The following is a 14,778-nucleotide window of genomic DNA, read 5'->3' as shown; positions in this document are numbered from 1 at the left end:
TAACATGGGGCTTTGCCGCATCGGGAGCCCCATGAGCCGCACGCCGCCGGTCCCAGTCCTCACCATCGACGGGCCGTCCGGGTCGGGCAAGGGCACCATCAGCCGCCTGGTCGCCGAGCAGTTGGGTTGGCGGCTGCTCGATTCGGGCGCTCTGTACCGGGCGGTAGGCTATGCGGCCGGGGCCGAAGGATTGGACCTGTCCGATGCCGAGGCGGTTACCCGCTGCGCACAGTCCACGAAAATCCGTTTCCAGGCCCCCGCCGACGGTGGCGACACGCGGGTGATCGTCAACGGCCACGATGCCACCGATGAACTGCGTACGGAAACCGCCGGTGCCGCCGCTTCGGCGATCGCCTCGATCCCTTCGGTAAGGCAGGCTCTGGTCGATCTGCAGTTGGGTTTCCGCAAGAGCCCGGGCCTGGTCGCCGACGGGCGCGACATGGGCACGGTGATCTTCCCCGACGCGCCATTCAAGGTGTTCCTGACCGCCAGCGCCGCCGAGCGGGCGAAAAGGCGCTATAAGCAGTTGAAGGAAAAGGGGCTGAACGTTACACTTGGCGCCCTTCAGCGCGAGATCGAGGCGCGTGACGAACGCGATGCTTCGCGTACCGTCGCCCCGCTTCGCCCGGCCGACGACGCGGTTCTGGTGGATACCACCGGCATGCCGATCGACGCCGTGGTCGCGAAAGTACTTGCCGTCGTGCAGCCCTGACCGGCTGTACGCGGCTTTAGGCGCCTCCGCCGCGGCGGGGGTTTTGGTCAACGGTGCCGACAGGGCGGTCCGTCACAGGGCGCGTTTTCTGCGACACCCACAACCGGTGGGCCGGTTAGCTCGTGCGCATATCAATCCGACGGCGCGCACAAGGGGCTTTGGGCCTTTTCTCATTTCTGGAATCAACATGACTGAAAGTTTTGCCGAGCTGTTTGAACAGAGCCAGCAGGCCATCGCCAAGCTGAAGCCGGGTGCCATCGTCACCGGCATCGTTGTGGAAATCCGCAACGACGTCGTCGTGATCAACGCCGGCCTCAAGAGCGAAGGCATCGTCCCGATCGAGCAGTTCAGGGACGAAGAGGGTACGCTGGAAGTGCAGGTAGGCGACGAGGTGAAGGTTGCCCTCGACGCCCTGGAAGACGGCTTCGGCGAGACCAAGCTCTCCCGCGAGAAGGCCAAGCGTTCGATGGTGTGGGACGACCTCGAGCAGGCTTTCGACAAGGAAGAGACCATCACCGGCAAGATCTCCGGCAAGGTCAAGGGCGGCTTCACCGTCGACATCAAGGACGTCCGCGCGTTCCTGCCGGGCTCCCTGGTCGACGTGCGCCCGGTCCGTGACCCGGTGTACCTCGAGGGCAAGGACCTCGAGTTCAAGATCATCAAGCTCGACCGCAAGCGCAACAACGTGGTCGTCAGCCGCCGCGCCGTCGTCGAGACCGAGTTCTCCGAGGAGCGCGAGAAGCTGCTGGAGCGCCTGACCGAGGGCGCGGTGGTCAAGGGCACGGTCAAGAACCTCACCGACTACGGCGCATTCGTGGACCTGGGCGGCATCGACGGCCTGCTGCACATCACGGACATGGCGTGGAAGCGCGTCCGTCATCCGTCCGAAGTCGTCAACGTCGGCGATGAGCTGGACGTGCGCGTGCTCAAGTACGACCGCGAGCGCAACCGCGTTTCACTGGGTCTCAAGCAGCTCGGCGACGATCCGTGGGTCAACATCTCGCGTCGCTACCCGGTCGGTTCGCGCTTGTTCGGCAAGGTCTCCAACGTCACCGACTACGGCTGCTTCGTCGAGATCGAGCCGGGCGTCGAGGGCCTGGTCCACGTGTCCGAGATGGACTGGACCAACAAGAACGTCAACCCGGCCAAGGTCGTGCAGGTGGGCGACGAGACCGAAGTGATGGTGCTGGACGTGGATGAAGAGCGTCGCCGCATCTCGCTGGGCATCAAGCAGACCCGCTCCAACCCGTGGGAAGCCTTCGCCGCCATGCACAAGAAGGGCGATAAGGTCTCCGGCCAGATCAAGTCGATCACGGACTTCGGCATCTTCATCGGCCTGGACGGCGGCATCGATGGCCTGGTGCACCTGTCCGACATCTCCTGGCAGGCGTCGGGCGAAGACCTCGTGCGCAACTTCAAGAAGGGCGACGAGATCGAAGCGGTGGTGCTGGCGGTCGATCCGGAGCGCGAGCGCATCAGCCTCGGCATCAAGCAGATGGAGCAGGATCCGTTTGGTCAGTTCATGGCCAACAATCCGCGTGGCACCATCGTCAACGGTACCGTCAAGGAAGTGGACGCCAAGGGTGCGGTGATCGACCTGGGCGAGGGCGTGGAGGGTTACCTGCGCGCCAACGACATCGCCAAGGAGCGCATCGACGACGCCACCCAGCACCTGAAGGTCGGCGACAAGGTGGAAGCCAAGTTCACCGGCATGGACCGCAAGGGCCGCCAGTTGGCGCTCTCGATCCGTGCCAAGGACGAGGAAGATCTGCATGACGCGATGGCCGAATACGGCTCCGCTTCCGGTGGCACCACCAAGCTGGGCGCGCTGCTCAAGGAGCAGCTCAACAAGTCCGAGTAATTCCTTTATAATTACAATGACTTGAGTACGAAGCGGGGCGGCACCAAGCCGCCCCGCCGTTTAACGTCACGGACATTGGGGACCCATGACCAAATCCGAACTGATCGAGGCGCTGGCCAGGCGCCAGACCCATCTTGCGTTTGGCGACGTCGAACTCGCGGTCAAGAGCGTGATCGAGCAGATGAGCCACGCGTTGGCCCAGGGTGAGCGCATCGAGGTCCGCGGCTTTGGCAGCTTCGCGCTGCACTATCGGCCGCCGCGCATGGGGCGCAACCCCAAGACCGGCGAAGCGGTGGCCCTGCCGGGCAAGCACGTACCACATTTCAAGCCTGGCAAGGAATTGCGCGAACGCGTGAACCTGGCGCTGCAGGCCGAAATGGCCTGATGGCGTTTCCAGACCGGGGCTTCCGGCTTTCCGGTCGGTGTAGTCGAGGCAGGCGGCGCGAGCCGGTCCTGCCTTTTTGTCGCCTGCGGTCTGGGCTGGCCAGGCACCGCGGAGCGGGGATAAAGGCGCCAGACCCAGGGTAAACAGCCGTGCCAGTTCAAGCCGATTCGGGTAAAGTCGCGCGATGCGATTGATTGCCCTGCTCATCCTCGCGCTTTTCATCGCCGCCGGAGTGGTCATCGGCGCGCTCAATGCCGACCCGGTGAGCTATGACTTGGGCTTTTTCCATGTGACGACCCCAAAGGGCGCGGGGCTGCTGGTCGCCCTGGTGATCGGCTGGCTGCTGGGCGGGCTCACCGCCTGGTTGGGCATGAGCCTTCACCATCGTCGCGTGCTGCGCCGCGAGCGCCGGTCCAACGGGAAGATGCCGGCCCGCGCATGAACGTCCTCTACGTGCTGCTCCTGCTGGTGCCGGCCGCTTTCGCCAGCGGATGGTTCGCGGCCCGCCGTGCCGCTGTGCACCGTTCGGGGATGCGGGTCAGCGAACTGTCTTCCGATTATTTTCGTGGCCTCAATTACCTGCTCAACGAAGAGCAGGACAAGGCGATCGAGGTATTCCTCAAGCTTGCCGAATACAACCGCGATACCGTCGAAACCCACCTGGCGCTCGGCAATCTTTTCCGCCGTCGCGGCGAAGTCGACCGCGCGATCCGCCTGCACCAGCATCTGGTGTCGCGACCGGGCCTGACCGAAGCAATGAAAACCGTGGCTCTGCTTGAGCTGGGTGAGGACTATATGCGCGCCGGTTTGCTCGATCGCGCCGAAGCGTTGTTCTCCGACCTGGTCGCGATGAATGCGCACGCGCCGTCGGCACTGCGGCACCTCGTTGCGATCTACCAGCACGAGCGCGATTGGCACAAGGCCATCGACCATGCCCGCCGGCTGGAGGCGATGACCGGCGACGACGAGTCCCCGATGATTGCGCAGTTCTATTGCGAGCTGGCCGAACAGGCGCGCCAGCACGGTGCGCAAGCGGAAGCGCGCGGCTACCTCCGGCAGGCTTTCGAATGCCAGGCCGATTGCGTGCGCGCCTTCATGCTCACCGGCAGGCTGCATGCCGAAGCCGGCGAGCACGCCGAGGCCGTCGAAGCCTACGAGGCAGCCGTCGGCGCGGACATCGCCTTCGTGCCGGAAATCCTGCCGCCGTTGCTCAACAGCTATGCCCGTACCGGGCAGATGGAGCGCGCGGAGCACTTCCTGCGCGACATCCTGGCGCGCTACCACGGGATCTCGCCGGTGCTGGCGTTGACCAAGCTGTACCACCAGCGCGATGGCGAGCGCGCCGGCATCGATTTCCTGACCTCGCAACTGCGCCAGCGCCCGTCGGTACGCGGCCTGATGGCGCTCATCGATGCCACCATGGACAAGATCGACGGCGAGGCGCGCGAGAACTTCCTGATCCTGCGCGACCTCACCCGCAAGCTGCTGGAGGGCCAGGCGATGTACCGCTGCAGCCGGTGCGGCTTCGGTGCCAAGGCGCACCACTGGCAATGCCCCAGTTGCAAGGGCTGGAGCACGATCCGTCCGATCCACGGCGTCGCCAACGAGTGACCCGCGTCGAACTCGCCATCGTGCTGGGATGGAGTCTGGTGGCGCTGGCGATCGCGGCGCTGGCGGTACGCGGCGCGATCGCCTATGCGCGTCGGCGCGGCATGCTGGACCAGCCAGGCCAGCGCCGCTCGCACACGCTGCCAACCCCACGCGGGGGGGGCATCGGCATTGTGCTGGCGTGCCTGGTCGTGCTGCCCTGCATCCTTTGCAGCTTGGCCGGGCCGTGGGACGCACCCACGATCGCGAACCTGGAGCTGGCTCTCGTGCTGGTGGCCGCGATCGGCTGGTGGGACGACCATCGGCCGTTGCGGCAATGGCCGAGGCTGGGCGTGCAGTTGCTGGCGACCGCGTTCGTCGGCGGTGCACTGCTCGCCGACGCAGGCCTGGCTTGGGGATGGCTGCCATTGCTGGTATTGGCCGGCGGCTGGAGCATCAACCTGCACAACTTCATGGACGGCATCGATGCGCTGCTGGCGCAGCAGGGCATATTCGTGGCGGCAGGACTCGGTTGCCTGGCCGCCAGCGCGGGACAGCCGGCGTTGGCCGGAGCGGGTTTCGCCACGGCAGCTGCCTGCCTGGGATTCTGGCTCTACAACCGGCCGCCGGCGCGCATCTTCATGGGCGACGTCGGCAGCGGCAGCGTCGGGCTTCTGCTGTTCGCGCTTTCGGCCATGTTGTGGCGGATTGAACCGGCGCTGGTCTGGCCGGCACTCATCCTCGGATCGAGTTTCGTTGCCGATGCGAGCTTGACGTTGCTGAACCGCTTCCTACGCGGCAGGCGCTGGTATGCTCCGCACCGCGAGCATCTTTACCAGTGGCTGGTACGATCCGGCGGCACGCATGCGCGGGCAGCCGCGTGGTACCTGGGCTGGAACCTGCTCGTCGCCGCTCCGGCGGCGGTCGCCGCGAGTCAATATCCGGCCATGGCATTGCCCGCCTGTGCCGCCGTCTATACGGTGGCCGGCGCAACATGGATCGTTAGCAAGCGCCGCTGCATGCGGCGAGCATCAATGAAGGATCGTCATGTCGCCACGTAAATGGATCGCCCTCATCCATCCGCGCATCGCCGTGGTCGCGCACGACCTGGCGATGGCCGGGTTTGCCTGGTGGATCGCCAAGGCCCTGCGCTACGCTACCGTTTCAGGCCAGGACGGTAGTTTCGATGTGCTGGAGTTCCCCATCGTGCTGGCGATGCAGGGGCTGATCTTCACCTGGACGGGCCTGTACAAGGGTGTCTGGCGCTTCGCCAGCCTGCCGGATCTTTGGAACATCCTCAAGGCCGCCGTCGTCGGCACGGTAGCGATCGGCCTGGCGCTGTTCCTCTACCAGCGCATGGAAGGCGTACCGCGTTCGGTGCTGCTGCTCTATCCGGTGGCGTTGACGTTGCTGCTGGGCTTGCCTCGGCTGGCGTACCGGTTCTGGAAGGACAGCAGGCTCGACCTGTTCAGCACGCGTACCTCCAAGCGCGTGCTGATCGTAGGAGCCGATCGCGCGGGCGAGGCGCTGTCGCGCGACCTTCGGCACGACGGGCGGTACAGCGTGATCGGTTTCGTCGACGACAAGGCGAGCCTGCGCGGCGCCTCGATCAACGGGCATCCGGTGCTGGGTTGCATCGACCAGTTGCCCGAGCTTGCGCGCGAGGCGGCGGTGGAGATGCTGCTGATCGCGCTGCCCGCGGCCACCACCGGGCAGATGCGCCGGGTGGTCGAGCTGTGCGACCAGACCGGCCTGCCATACCGAACCGTTCCGCGGCTCGAGGACGTCGTTGCCGGCCGCGCGCAGTTCAACGAGATCAAGGAAGTGGCGATCGAGGACCTGCTTGGCCGCGATGCGGTCGAGCTGGACTGGACGGCCATCCGCGAAACCCTCACCGGTCGCCGCGTGTTGATCACCGGCGGCGGTGGCTCGATCGGCTCGGAGCTGTGCCGGCAGGTGGCGAGGCTTGGCGCGCAGTCGCTCACCATCGTCGAACAGAGCGAATACAACCTCTACGCCATCGGCAAGGAGTTGCGCGGCGACTATCCGGAGCTGTTGCTCGAATGCGTCCTGTGCGACTGCGGCGACCGCGTGGCGATGCAAAAGACCTTTGCCGAGGTCAAGCCCGAGGTGGTCTTCCACGCGGCTGCGTACAAGCACGTGCCCATGTTGCAGAAGCAACTGCGCGCCGGGTTCCGCAACAACGTGCTGGGTACGCGCACGGTGGCCGACCTCGCCAACGAATTCGAGGTCGGCTGCTTCGTGCTGATCTCGACCGACAAGGCGGTCAATCCGACCAGCGTGATGGGTGCCTGCAAGCGCGTGGCCGAGATCTATTGCCAGAACCTCAATGCGCATTCGGCCACGCATTACATCACCGTCCGGTTCGGCAACGTCCTCGATTCGGCGGGCTCGGTGGTGCCGCTGTTTCGCCAGCAGATCCGCTCCGGTGGCCCGGTGACCATCACCCATCCGGAAATCACCCGCTACTTCATGACCATCCCGGAGGCCTGCCAGCTCATCCTTCAGGCTGCGTGCCTGGGGCAGGGCGGCGAGATCTTCGCGCTGGACATGGGCGAGCCGATGAAGATCCGCGACCTGGCCGAACAGATGATCCGCCTGGCCGGCAAGAAGCCGGGCACCGAGGTGCCGATCGTCTATACCGGCCTGCGTGCAGGCGAGAAGTTGTTCGAAGAGCTGTTCCACCAGCTGGAGAACTACAGCGCGACCGCGCACGCCAAGATCTTCCTCGCGCAACATCGCGAGGTGTCGTGGGAGCTGTTGCAGGCGCTGCTCAACAAGGCCTGCGACGCCACTGCAGCGTTCAATGAAGATGAACTCAGGCGCTGCGTGTCCAGCCTGCTGCCATCGTTCCGCTGGAGCGACACGGCGCAGCCGGACAACGTGGTCTCGATCCGCCGCGAGGCGGGCCGCATCGAACAGGGCCGTATCGAAACAGGAGAAAACTGAGTGACCAAGCCGTTGCGCAAGGTGGTGTTCCCCGTGGCCGGACTCGGCACGCGTTTCCTGCCGGCGACCAAGGTGGTCGCCAAGGAAATGCTGCCGGTGCTGGACAAGCCGCTGATCCAGTACGCGGTCGATGAAGCGGTGGACGCCGGCGCCGACACCCTGGTGTTCGTCACCAATCGCTACAAGCACGCCATCGCCGATTATTTCGACAAAGCCTACGAACTCGAGGCCAAACTGGAGGAGAAGGGCAAGGACGAGTTGCTCGCGCTCGTGCAGGGCACGCTGCCGTCCAACGTGCGCGCGATCTTCGTAACCCAGCCCGAGGCCCACGGCCTGGGCCATGCCGTGCTGTGCGCGAAACCGGTGGTGGGCAACGAACCGTTTGGCATCATCCTGCCCGATGACCTGATCTGGAACCGCGGCAGGGGTGCCCTCGGCCAGATGGCCGCGCTGGCGGAAGCCGAGCATGCCGGCGTGATCGCGGTGGAGGAAGTGCCGCACGATCAGACCGACAAGTACGGCATCGTCGATGCCGAGCCGGTCGATGAGCGCAGCGCTCGCATCCGCTACATGGTGGAGAAGCCCAAGCCTGCCGATGCACCCTCCAACCTGGCTGTGGTGGGTCGCTATGTGCTGCCGGGACGTATCTTCGAACTGTTGGAACAGACCGAGCCGGGCGCCGGCGGCGAAATTCAGCTCACCGACGCGATCGAGGCACTGCTGATGGAGCAAGGCAAGGTGCTTGCCTATCGTTTCGAAGGCACCCGCTTCGATTGCGGCAACAAGGCCGGCCTGGTCCGCGCCACGATGCACATGGCCATGCAGGACCCCAAGCTGGCGCCGGTCGTGCGTGAATTCGTCGGCCAGCTCTGATCCTCTGGTTGTCGCGGCGGGCTTTTCCTACAAAGCGCGGCATGGCTTTGAACGCGTACCGGTCCATCGGATCGGGGGCGACCCGCCCGCTTGCGTGATGGCGGGAGTGACTCGACTGATTCCGGGCGAGTCGTCGGTTCGCGTAAGCAACGTGCACTGGCCGGTGGTAGCCGAACTGTGCCACCGGCCAGCCGGCCAGTTGGCCGTACGTGCAGCCGCCTGACCGCGACCCGCCGCAAACCACCTGGTCGTTGCGTGGCAGCGTGTATGCATTGCGCCCGAAGGATCGCGGCCAGGTGCCGATTGCCTCCGCCCTCGCCGACGTGGAAGTGCCGGACGATGCCTGAGTGGGCTGCGCCCGCTCGGCCTCGCTCGTCCGGCAACCGCATGGCGCAAGAAACTATCGCGCACGTGTCGTCGACCACCAGGCACCCAGCGGCGAGCGCGTGCCGGGCGTCGGGCTGGTCGAATAGCATCGCGCGCCGCGATATGCTCGGCCGTCAACCCGACTGGCCCGACCCCATGACGCCGTCGACCGCTACCTCCTACTATCGCGCCACGGCCACGCCGTACGAGGCGTATGCGCCGCTCGAAGGCCGGCATGAAGCGCGCGTGGCCGTGATCGGTGGTGGCTTTGCCGGACTCAATACGGCGTTGGGCCTGGCCGAGCGCGGGCTGCGTGACGTGGTATTGCTGGAGCGCGCACAGGTCGGCTATGGCGCTTCCGGGCGCAACGGCGGCTTCGTGTTCGCCGGCTATTCGCTGGGCGAGCAGGCCTTGCTCGATCAGTTGGGCGAGGCGCGTGCACGGGCATTGTTCCAGCGCACGATCGATGGCGTGCACCGCATCCGCCAGCGCGTGGCCGACTATGCGATTCCCTGCGATGCGGTCGACGCTGGCGTGATCTGGGCCAACTGGTTCCGTGACCCCGGAGTGTTGCGAGCGCGCCAGCAGCTGCTGGTGGAGCATTACGGCGTGGCATGGGAATGGTTGCCAGAGGCGCAATTGCGAGAGCGCATCCACAGCACGCGCTATCACGATGGCCTGTTCGAACGCGATGCGCTGCACCTGCACCCGCTGAACTACGCGATCGGCCTGGCCGGCGCGGCGGCCGCGCAGGGCGTGCGCGTCCACGAACACAGCGGCGTGCGGCGGCTGCAGCGCGAAGGCAACCGCTGGCGCGTACAGGCTGCAAGCGGCGAAGTGCTCGCCGAGCAGGTGGTGCTCGCGTGCGGCGGGTACCTGGCGGGACTGCGGCGCCAGATCGACCGCGCGATCCTGCCGATCGCCACCTACGTGATGGTGACCGAGCCGCTGGGCGACCGCCTGGCCGATTGCCTGGCCACACGCGCGGCCATCTACGACACCCGGTTCGCCTTCGACTACTACCGGCCCCTGCCCGACACGCGGCTGCTCTGGGGCGGCCGCATCTCGGTGCTCGATCGCTCGCCACGTGCGGTACAGCGGCTGTTGCGACGGGACCTGCTGCGCGTGTTTCCCCAACTGGGCGACGTGCGTGTCGACTACGCCTGGTCGGGCCTGATGAGCTACGCGCGCCACCAGATGCCGCAGATCGGCGGTCGCGAGGACGGATTGTGGTGGGCGCAGGCGTTCGGTGGCCATGGCCTGAGCTCTACCTGTGCAGCCGGTGAGTTGTTGGCGGCGGCGATCGCCGAAGGCGACCCGGCGTGGCGTCAGTTCACCGACTACGGCCTGGCGTCGACGTATCGCCCGTTGGGGTTCGTGGCGGCGCAGGCGAGCTACTGGCGCGCGGAACTGCAGGATTGGCTGAAGACGAGACTGGAAGGATGAGCGTGGAAGAGATCAGCTGGGCGGACTTCGAGAAAGTCCTGATCGTGGCCGGCACGATCGTGCGGGTGGAGCCGTTTCCCGAGGCGCGCAAGCCGGCATGGAAAGTGTGGGCCGACTTCGGCCCCTATGGCGAGCGCAAGACCAGCGCACAGATCGCGGCGCTGTACGCGTCCGAGCAACTGGTCGGCAAGCAGATCGTCGGCGTGCTCAACTTTCCCGAGAAGCAGATCGGCCCGTTCCGCTCGCAGTTCCTGTTGACCGGCTTCCACACCGACGCGGGCGTGGTGGTCACCACGGTCGAGCGGCCGGTGCCCAACGGCGCTCGTCTGGCATGAACGCGCCCCGCCCGGCGCGCATGGCCGATGCCAGCGAGATCGCGCGACTGGCGGGTGAGCTGGGCTATCCGGTCGACGCGGCAACCATGGTCGCGCGGCTGGAGGCGCTGGCGGCTGATCCACGCCAGTGTGTGTGCGTGATCGATAGGGAGGGCGCGCTCGGTGGTTGGATTGCCGTCGCGCGTCGCCTGAGCCTGGAAGGCGGCGAGCGCGTGGAGATCACTGGCCTGGTGGTCGACAGCACGGTCCGCCGTGGCGGCGTGGGGCGCTCACTGGCGGCCGCGGCCGAGGCCTGGGCGAGGGAGCAGGGCGTCGGCCTCGTGCTGGTGCGTTCCAACGTGCAGCGCCGGGCGTCGCATCCCTTCTACGAAGGGCTGGGTTACGTGCGGAACAAGAGCCAGCACGTCTATACGCGCCACCTGGGCTGACCAGGCACCGAGCACGTCTTCTCTCGGGTATGACCCAGAGCTGCGTCCGGCTTCTTGCGATGCCGTCAGCGCTCGGTCCCCAGAACGGCCAGCGGCTGGCCCCCGTGGATGGCTTCGATGCCCGAGGCCAGGCCGGTCTGCGCGTCTTCATGAACCACCGCAAGCGCTTCGGCCGATGCATCCACCGGCACCACGTCGAGCAACTGGATGGCCGCCAGGCCATGCACGTCCAGCACGCTGCCGGGCGGCACCACCCGCGACAGGCGCACGTGGTGCAGATGGCGCTTGCTGCCACCGCGGTAATGCATGCGCGCTACGATTTCCTGGCCTGGATAACAGCCCTTGTCGAGCGACGTGGCGCCCAGTGTTCCCAGGCCAAGCCATGCCGGCAGCATCTCGCCGGCAAGGGACTCCGGCAGCCATGGCCAGCTCGTGCGCAACTGCGCCAATCGCCAGTTGCCGTCGGCCGCGGCATCGACCTTCAGGCTGTACGGGCCACAGCCGACAACGAGCGCGTCCCCTGTTTGCTTTGCTGCGTACAGCGGCAACGGGTTGCCTGTGCCGAGCGGGCGTGCTGCATGCGGCGTGATGGCCGCCTTCGCTCGGAACACGTAGCGCCTCAGCTCGATGGCCAGCGCCTCGGCCTGCCCGCCGCGCAGCAACAGCAGCAGTCGCTGGGCGTCCAGCCGCACCAGGTGGAACAGGAACTTCACGCGTCCCTGCGCATTTAGCCAGGCGCTGAACTGCCATCGGCCATCGGCGAGGGAGGCGAGATTGCTGCTGAATTGCGCCTGCGCGAAAGCGATCGCGTCGGTGCCTTCGATAGAGACGAGCTCGGCGGAGTAGGGGCATGGCATGGCGCATGAGATAAGGGATCGAGCGCGCGAAGGCAAGGTGTGGACGCCGCTTTTCACCCAGCGTCAAGGTTGTGCTGCGCGGTCAGCGCGTATTACGCTTCTGCGGCTTTACTTATGTCCGAGACCTCCTCCCAGACCGAACCCGCCCCTGCTTCCGCGCCCGCGGAGCAGACCGCCGTGCCCGCGCGGCCGGCCCAGGGCGAGACGCGAACGGAGCGGCCAGCGCCGGATCCCACCCGCTACGGCGACTGGGAAAAGAACGGACGCTGCATCGACTTCTGATGCCGCCGGGTCGGCGCGAGCCGGCACAGGCGATCAGGAGCGGGCGACTCGGGCGAGACGCGAATCCACTACACGGACAGCCGCCATGGCAGACACGCGACGACCGCTCTCACCGCATCTTTCCGTCTACAAATGGCAAGTGCAGATGGTGACTTCCATCCTGCACCGCGCCACCGGCATCGCCCTGTCCGTGGGCCTGCTGCTGGTCGCGTGGGCGCTGATCGCGCTGGCCGGGGGCGAGGAGCGGTTCAAGCACTTCACCGCCTTCGTCGGCAGCCCCGTAGGGATCATCCTGCTGATCGGCTGGAGCTGGTCGCTGTTCTACCACCTGTGCAACGGCATCCGTCACCTGGTGCAGGACGGCGGTTACGGGTACGAGATCGTGCAGTTCGTCCGCTCGAGCTGGGCCTCGATCATCGTCAGCCTGCTGCTGACCGCGGCCGTATGGGCCTACGTGCTGACCCTGGGAGCCGCCGCATGAGCGCCTATCCGAAGGAATACCGCAACCCGCTGAAGAAGGCCCGCGGCCTGGGCTCGGCCCAGCATGGCGTGAGCCATTGGTGGGTGCAGCGCGTCACCGCCATCGCGCTGGTGGGCCTGGGCATCTGGCTGGTCACGCTGGTGCTGCGCATGCTGCACGCCGACTACGCTACCGCCCGCGCACTGGTCGCCCGGCCGTGGAACGCCGTGCTGCTGATCGCCTTCGTCGTCACCGCGTTCTGGCACGCCGTGCTCGGCCTGCAGGTGGTGATCGAGGACTACGTGCACACGCGCTGGAAGGAGGCCACGCTCCTGATGGCGATCAAGTTCATTGCCGTGCTCGCCACCCTGGCGGGCGTGCTCGCGGTGCTGCGCATCGCCCTGGGAGCGTGAGTTCGATGGAAGCCTACAAGGTTCAGCAACACAAGTACGACGTGATCGTGGTCGGCGCCGGTGGCGCGGGCCTGCGCGCCACCTTCGGCCTGGCCGAGAAGGGCCTCAAGGCCGCGTGCATCACCAAGGTCTTCCCGACCCGCTCGCACACCGTCGCGGCGCAGGGCGGCATTTCCGCCGCGCTGGGCAACATGGGCGAGGATGACTGGCGTTTCCACTACTACGACACCATCAAGGGATCCGACTGGCTCGGCGACCAGGATGCGATCGAGTACATGTGCAAGGAGGCGCCGGCGGCGATCATCGAGCTGGAGCACTACGGCGTGCCGTTCTCGCGCACCGAGGAAGGCAAGATCTACCAGCGTCCGTTCGGCGGCATGACCACGCACTACGGCAAGGGGACCGCGCAGCGCACCTGCGCCGCGGCCGACCGCACCGGTCACGCGATCCTGCACACGCTCTACCAGCAGGCGCTGGCGCATGACGCGGCGTTCTTCATCGAGTACTTCGCGATCGACCTGATCTTCGACCAGGCCGGTGTCTGCCGCGGCGTGCTCGCGCTGGACATGAACGAGGGCACGCTGCACTTCTTCCGCGGCCATGCCGTGGTGCTGGCTACCGGCGGCTACGGCCGCGCCTACTTCAGCGCGACCTCGGCGCACACCTGCACCGGCGACGGCGGCGGCATGGTGCTGCGCGCGGGCCTGGCGCTGCAGGACATGGAGTTCGTGCAGTTCCATCCCACCGGCATCTACGGCGCCGGCTGCCTGATCACTGAAGGCGTGCGCGGCGAGGGTGGCTACCTCACCAACTCCGAGGGCGAGCGCTTCATGGAACGCTATGCGCCCAGCGCCAAGGACCTGGCCTCGCGTGACGTGGTCAGCCGCGCGATGACCATCGAGATCCGCGAGGGCCGCGGCGTCGGTCCCGAGAAGGACCACATCCACCTCAACCTGATGCACCTGGGCGCCGACGTGATCCACGAGCGGCTGCCGGGTATCGCCGAATCGGCGCGCATCTTCGCCGGTGTGGACGTGACCAAGGAACCGATCCCGGTCATCCCGACCGTGCACTACAACATGGGCGGCATCCCGACCAACTACCACGGCGAGGTCGTGCAGAAGAAGGGCGACGACGTCGATGCCGTGGTGCCGGGCCTCTTTGCCATCGGCGAAGCGGCCTGCGTGTCGGTGCATGGCGCCAACCGCCTGGGCTCCAACTCGCTGCTCGACCTGGTGGTGTTCGGTCGCGCGGTCGCGGGCCGCTGCGCCGAGTTGATCCAGCCTGGCACGCTGCACAAGGACCTGCCAGCGAGCATCCTCGATGGCGCGCTGGGTCGCTTCGACGCGCTGCGCAACGCCAAGGGCAGCAAGCCCACCGCGCAGATCCGCGCCGAGATGCAGAAGACCATGCAGAAGGATGCGGCGGTGTTCCGCACCGGCGAGACGCTGGCCGAGGGCAAGCGCCGTATCTCCGAGGTGTTCGACTCGTTCAAGGACGTCAGCGTCACGGACCGCTCGCTGGTGTGGAACTCCGACCTGATCGAAACGCTGGAACTGTCCAACCTGCTCGCGCAGGCGGTAGTCACCATGCACTCGGCCGAGCAGCGTACCGAGAGCCGCGGCGCCCATGCGCGCGAGGATTTCCCGGAGCGCAACGACGAGCAGTGGATGAAGCACACCCTGGTCAGCCTGAGCGATGCGGGCCAGACCAGCTTCGACTTCCGCCCGGTGCACATGTACACGCTGACCGACGAGGTCGACGTGGTGCCGCCGAAGAAGCGCGTCTACTGAATTTCAGAGT

17 protein-coding genes are annotated in these 14,778 nt (G+C 66.4%); 16 read left to right on the top strand and 1 reads right to left on the bottom strand.

Annotation, left to right across the window (positions count from 1 at the left end):
- Positions 1–31 precede the first annotated feature (31 nt).
- The 12 genes from cmk to BMZ38_RS08710 all read left to right on the top strand — a co-directional run bounded on the left by cmk (position 32) and on the right by BMZ38_RS08710 (position 10,963).
- On the top strand, positions 32–712 hold the full coding sequence (gene cmk / locus BMZ38_RS08760) for a (d)CMP kinase (protein ID WP_091336418.1): 681 nt from the start codon (positions 32–34) through the stop codon (positions 710–712).
- Between the two features lie 187 nt (positions 713–899).
- On the top strand, positions 900–2,573 hold the full coding sequence (gene rpsA, locus BMZ38_RS08755; RefSeq protein ID WP_091336416.1) for a 30S ribosomal protein S1: 1,674 nt from the start codon (positions 900–902) through the stop codon (positions 2,571–2,573).
- An 85-nt stretch (positions 2,574–2,658) separates the two neighbouring features.
- Positions 2,659–2,958: an integration host factor subunit beta gene (locus tag BMZ38_RS08750; protein WP_091336414.1), complete on the top strand. Its 300-nt coding sequence runs from the start codon at positions 2,659–2,661 to the stop codon at positions 2,956–2,958.
- 184 nt (positions 2,959–3,142) lie between these two features.
- Positions 3,143–3,400, top strand: a complete 258-nt coding sequence (locus BMZ38_RS08745; protein ID WP_091336412.1) for a LapA family protein — start codon at positions 3,143–3,145, stop codon at positions 3,398–3,400.
- Positions 3,397–4,569: a lipopolysaccharide assembly protein LapB gene (gene lapB / locus BMZ38_RS08740; RefSeq protein WP_091336410.1), complete on the top strand. Its 1,173-nt coding sequence runs from the start codon at positions 3,397–3,399 to the stop codon at positions 4,567–4,569. Before BMZ38_RS08745 ends, lapB begins: the two co-directional genes overlap by 4 nt.
- Entirely contained in the window at positions 4,509–5,606 is a 1,098-nt protein-coding gene (locus tag BMZ38_RS08735) for an MraY family glycosyltransferase (protein WP_091336408.1), read from the top strand. The genes lapB and BMZ38_RS08735 overlap by 61 nt, the downstream gene beginning before the upstream one ends.
- A complete protein-coding gene (locus tag BMZ38_RS08730; RefSeq protein ID WP_091336406.1) occupies positions 5,593–7,515 on the top strand; it encodes a polysaccharide biosynthesis protein in 1,923 nt (640 codons plus the stop codon). The genes BMZ38_RS08735 and BMZ38_RS08730 overlap by 14 nt, the downstream gene beginning before the upstream one ends.
- Positions 7,516–8,388 carry a UTP--glucose-1-phosphate uridylyltransferase GalU gene (galU, locus tag BMZ38_RS08725; RefSeq protein ID WP_091336404.1) on the top strand — a complete coding sequence of 291 codons (873 nt, stop codon included), beginning with the start codon at positions 7,516–7,518 and terminating at the stop codon, positions 8,386–8,388.
- Positions 8,389–8,597: 209 nt separating this feature from the next.
- Positions 8,598–8,735 (top strand): hypothetical protein, encoded by a 138-nt coding sequence (locus tag BMZ38_RS17750; protein ID WP_175483700.1) that lies wholly within the window; start codon positions 8,598–8,600, stop codon positions 8,733–8,735.
- A 175-nt stretch (positions 8,736–8,910) separates the two neighbouring features.
- Entirely contained in the window at positions 8,911–10,200 is a 1,290-nt protein-coding gene (locus tag BMZ38_RS08720) for an NAD(P)/FAD-dependent oxidoreductase (RefSeq protein WP_091336403.1), read from the top strand.
- A gap of 2 nt (positions 10,201–10,202) precedes the next feature.
- Positions 10,203–10,535 carry a tRNA-binding protein gene (locus tag BMZ38_RS08715; RefSeq protein WP_245747205.1) on the top strand — a complete coding sequence of 111 codons (333 nt, stop codon included), beginning with the start codon at positions 10,203–10,205 and terminating at the stop codon, positions 10,533–10,535.
- Entirely contained in the window at positions 10,532–10,963 is a 432-nt protein-coding gene (locus BMZ38_RS08710) for a GNAT family N-acetyltransferase (RefSeq protein ID WP_091336399.1), read from the top strand. Before BMZ38_RS08715 ends, BMZ38_RS08710 begins: the two co-directional genes overlap by 4 nt.
- A 65-nt stretch (positions 10,964–11,028) precedes the next feature.
- On the opposite strand, the gene ygfZ is transcribed toward BMZ38_RS08710, so the two are convergent.
- Positions 11,029–11,820: a CAF17-like 4Fe-4S cluster assembly/insertion protein YgfZ gene (gene ygfZ / locus BMZ38_RS08705; RefSeq protein ID WP_091336398.1), complete on the bottom strand. Its 792-nt coding sequence runs from the start codon at positions 11,818–11,820 to the stop codon at positions 11,029–11,031.
- Positions 11,821–11,934: 114 nt separating this feature from the next.
- On the opposite strand from ygfZ, the gene BMZ38_RS08700 reads away from it, so the two are divergent.
- The 4 genes from BMZ38_RS08700 to sdhA all read left to right on the top strand — a co-directional run bounded on the left by BMZ38_RS08700 (position 11,935) and on the right by sdhA (position 14,768).
- Positions 11,935–12,102 (top strand): DUF1674 domain-containing protein, encoded by a 168-nt coding sequence (locus tag BMZ38_RS08700; protein ID WP_091336396.1) that lies wholly within the window; start codon positions 11,935–11,937, stop codon positions 12,100–12,102.
- An 85-nt stretch (positions 12,103–12,187) separates the two neighbouring features.
- Positions 12,188–12,583 carry a succinate dehydrogenase, cytochrome b556 subunit gene (gene sdhC / locus BMZ38_RS08695; RefSeq protein ID WP_091336394.1) on the top strand — a complete coding sequence of 132 codons (396 nt, stop codon included), beginning with the start codon at positions 12,188–12,190 and terminating at the stop codon, positions 12,581–12,583.
- Positions 12,580–12,975: a succinate dehydrogenase, hydrophobic membrane anchor protein gene (sdhD, locus tag BMZ38_RS08690; protein WP_091336392.1), complete on the top strand. Its 396-nt coding sequence runs from the start codon at positions 12,580–12,582 to the stop codon at positions 12,973–12,975. Before sdhC ends, sdhD begins: the two co-directional genes overlap by 4 nt.
- Before the next feature lie 5 nt (positions 12,976–12,980).
- A complete protein-coding gene (sdhA, locus tag BMZ38_RS08685; protein WP_091336391.1) occupies positions 12,981–14,768 on the top strand; it encodes a succinate dehydrogenase flavoprotein subunit in 1,788 nt (595 codons plus the stop codon).
- The last annotated feature ends 10 nt before the right edge of the window (positions 14,769–14,778 follow it).

The sequence above is a fragment of the Frateuria terrea genome (assembly GCF_900115705.1).
GTDB classification, from domain to species: domain Bacteria; phylum Pseudomonadota; class Gammaproteobacteria; order Xanthomonadales; family Rhodanobacteraceae; genus Frateuria_A; species Frateuria_A terrea.
The sequence above is the reverse complement of the archived record's forward strand: the minus strand, read 5'-3'. Positions and strand labels throughout refer to the sequence as shown.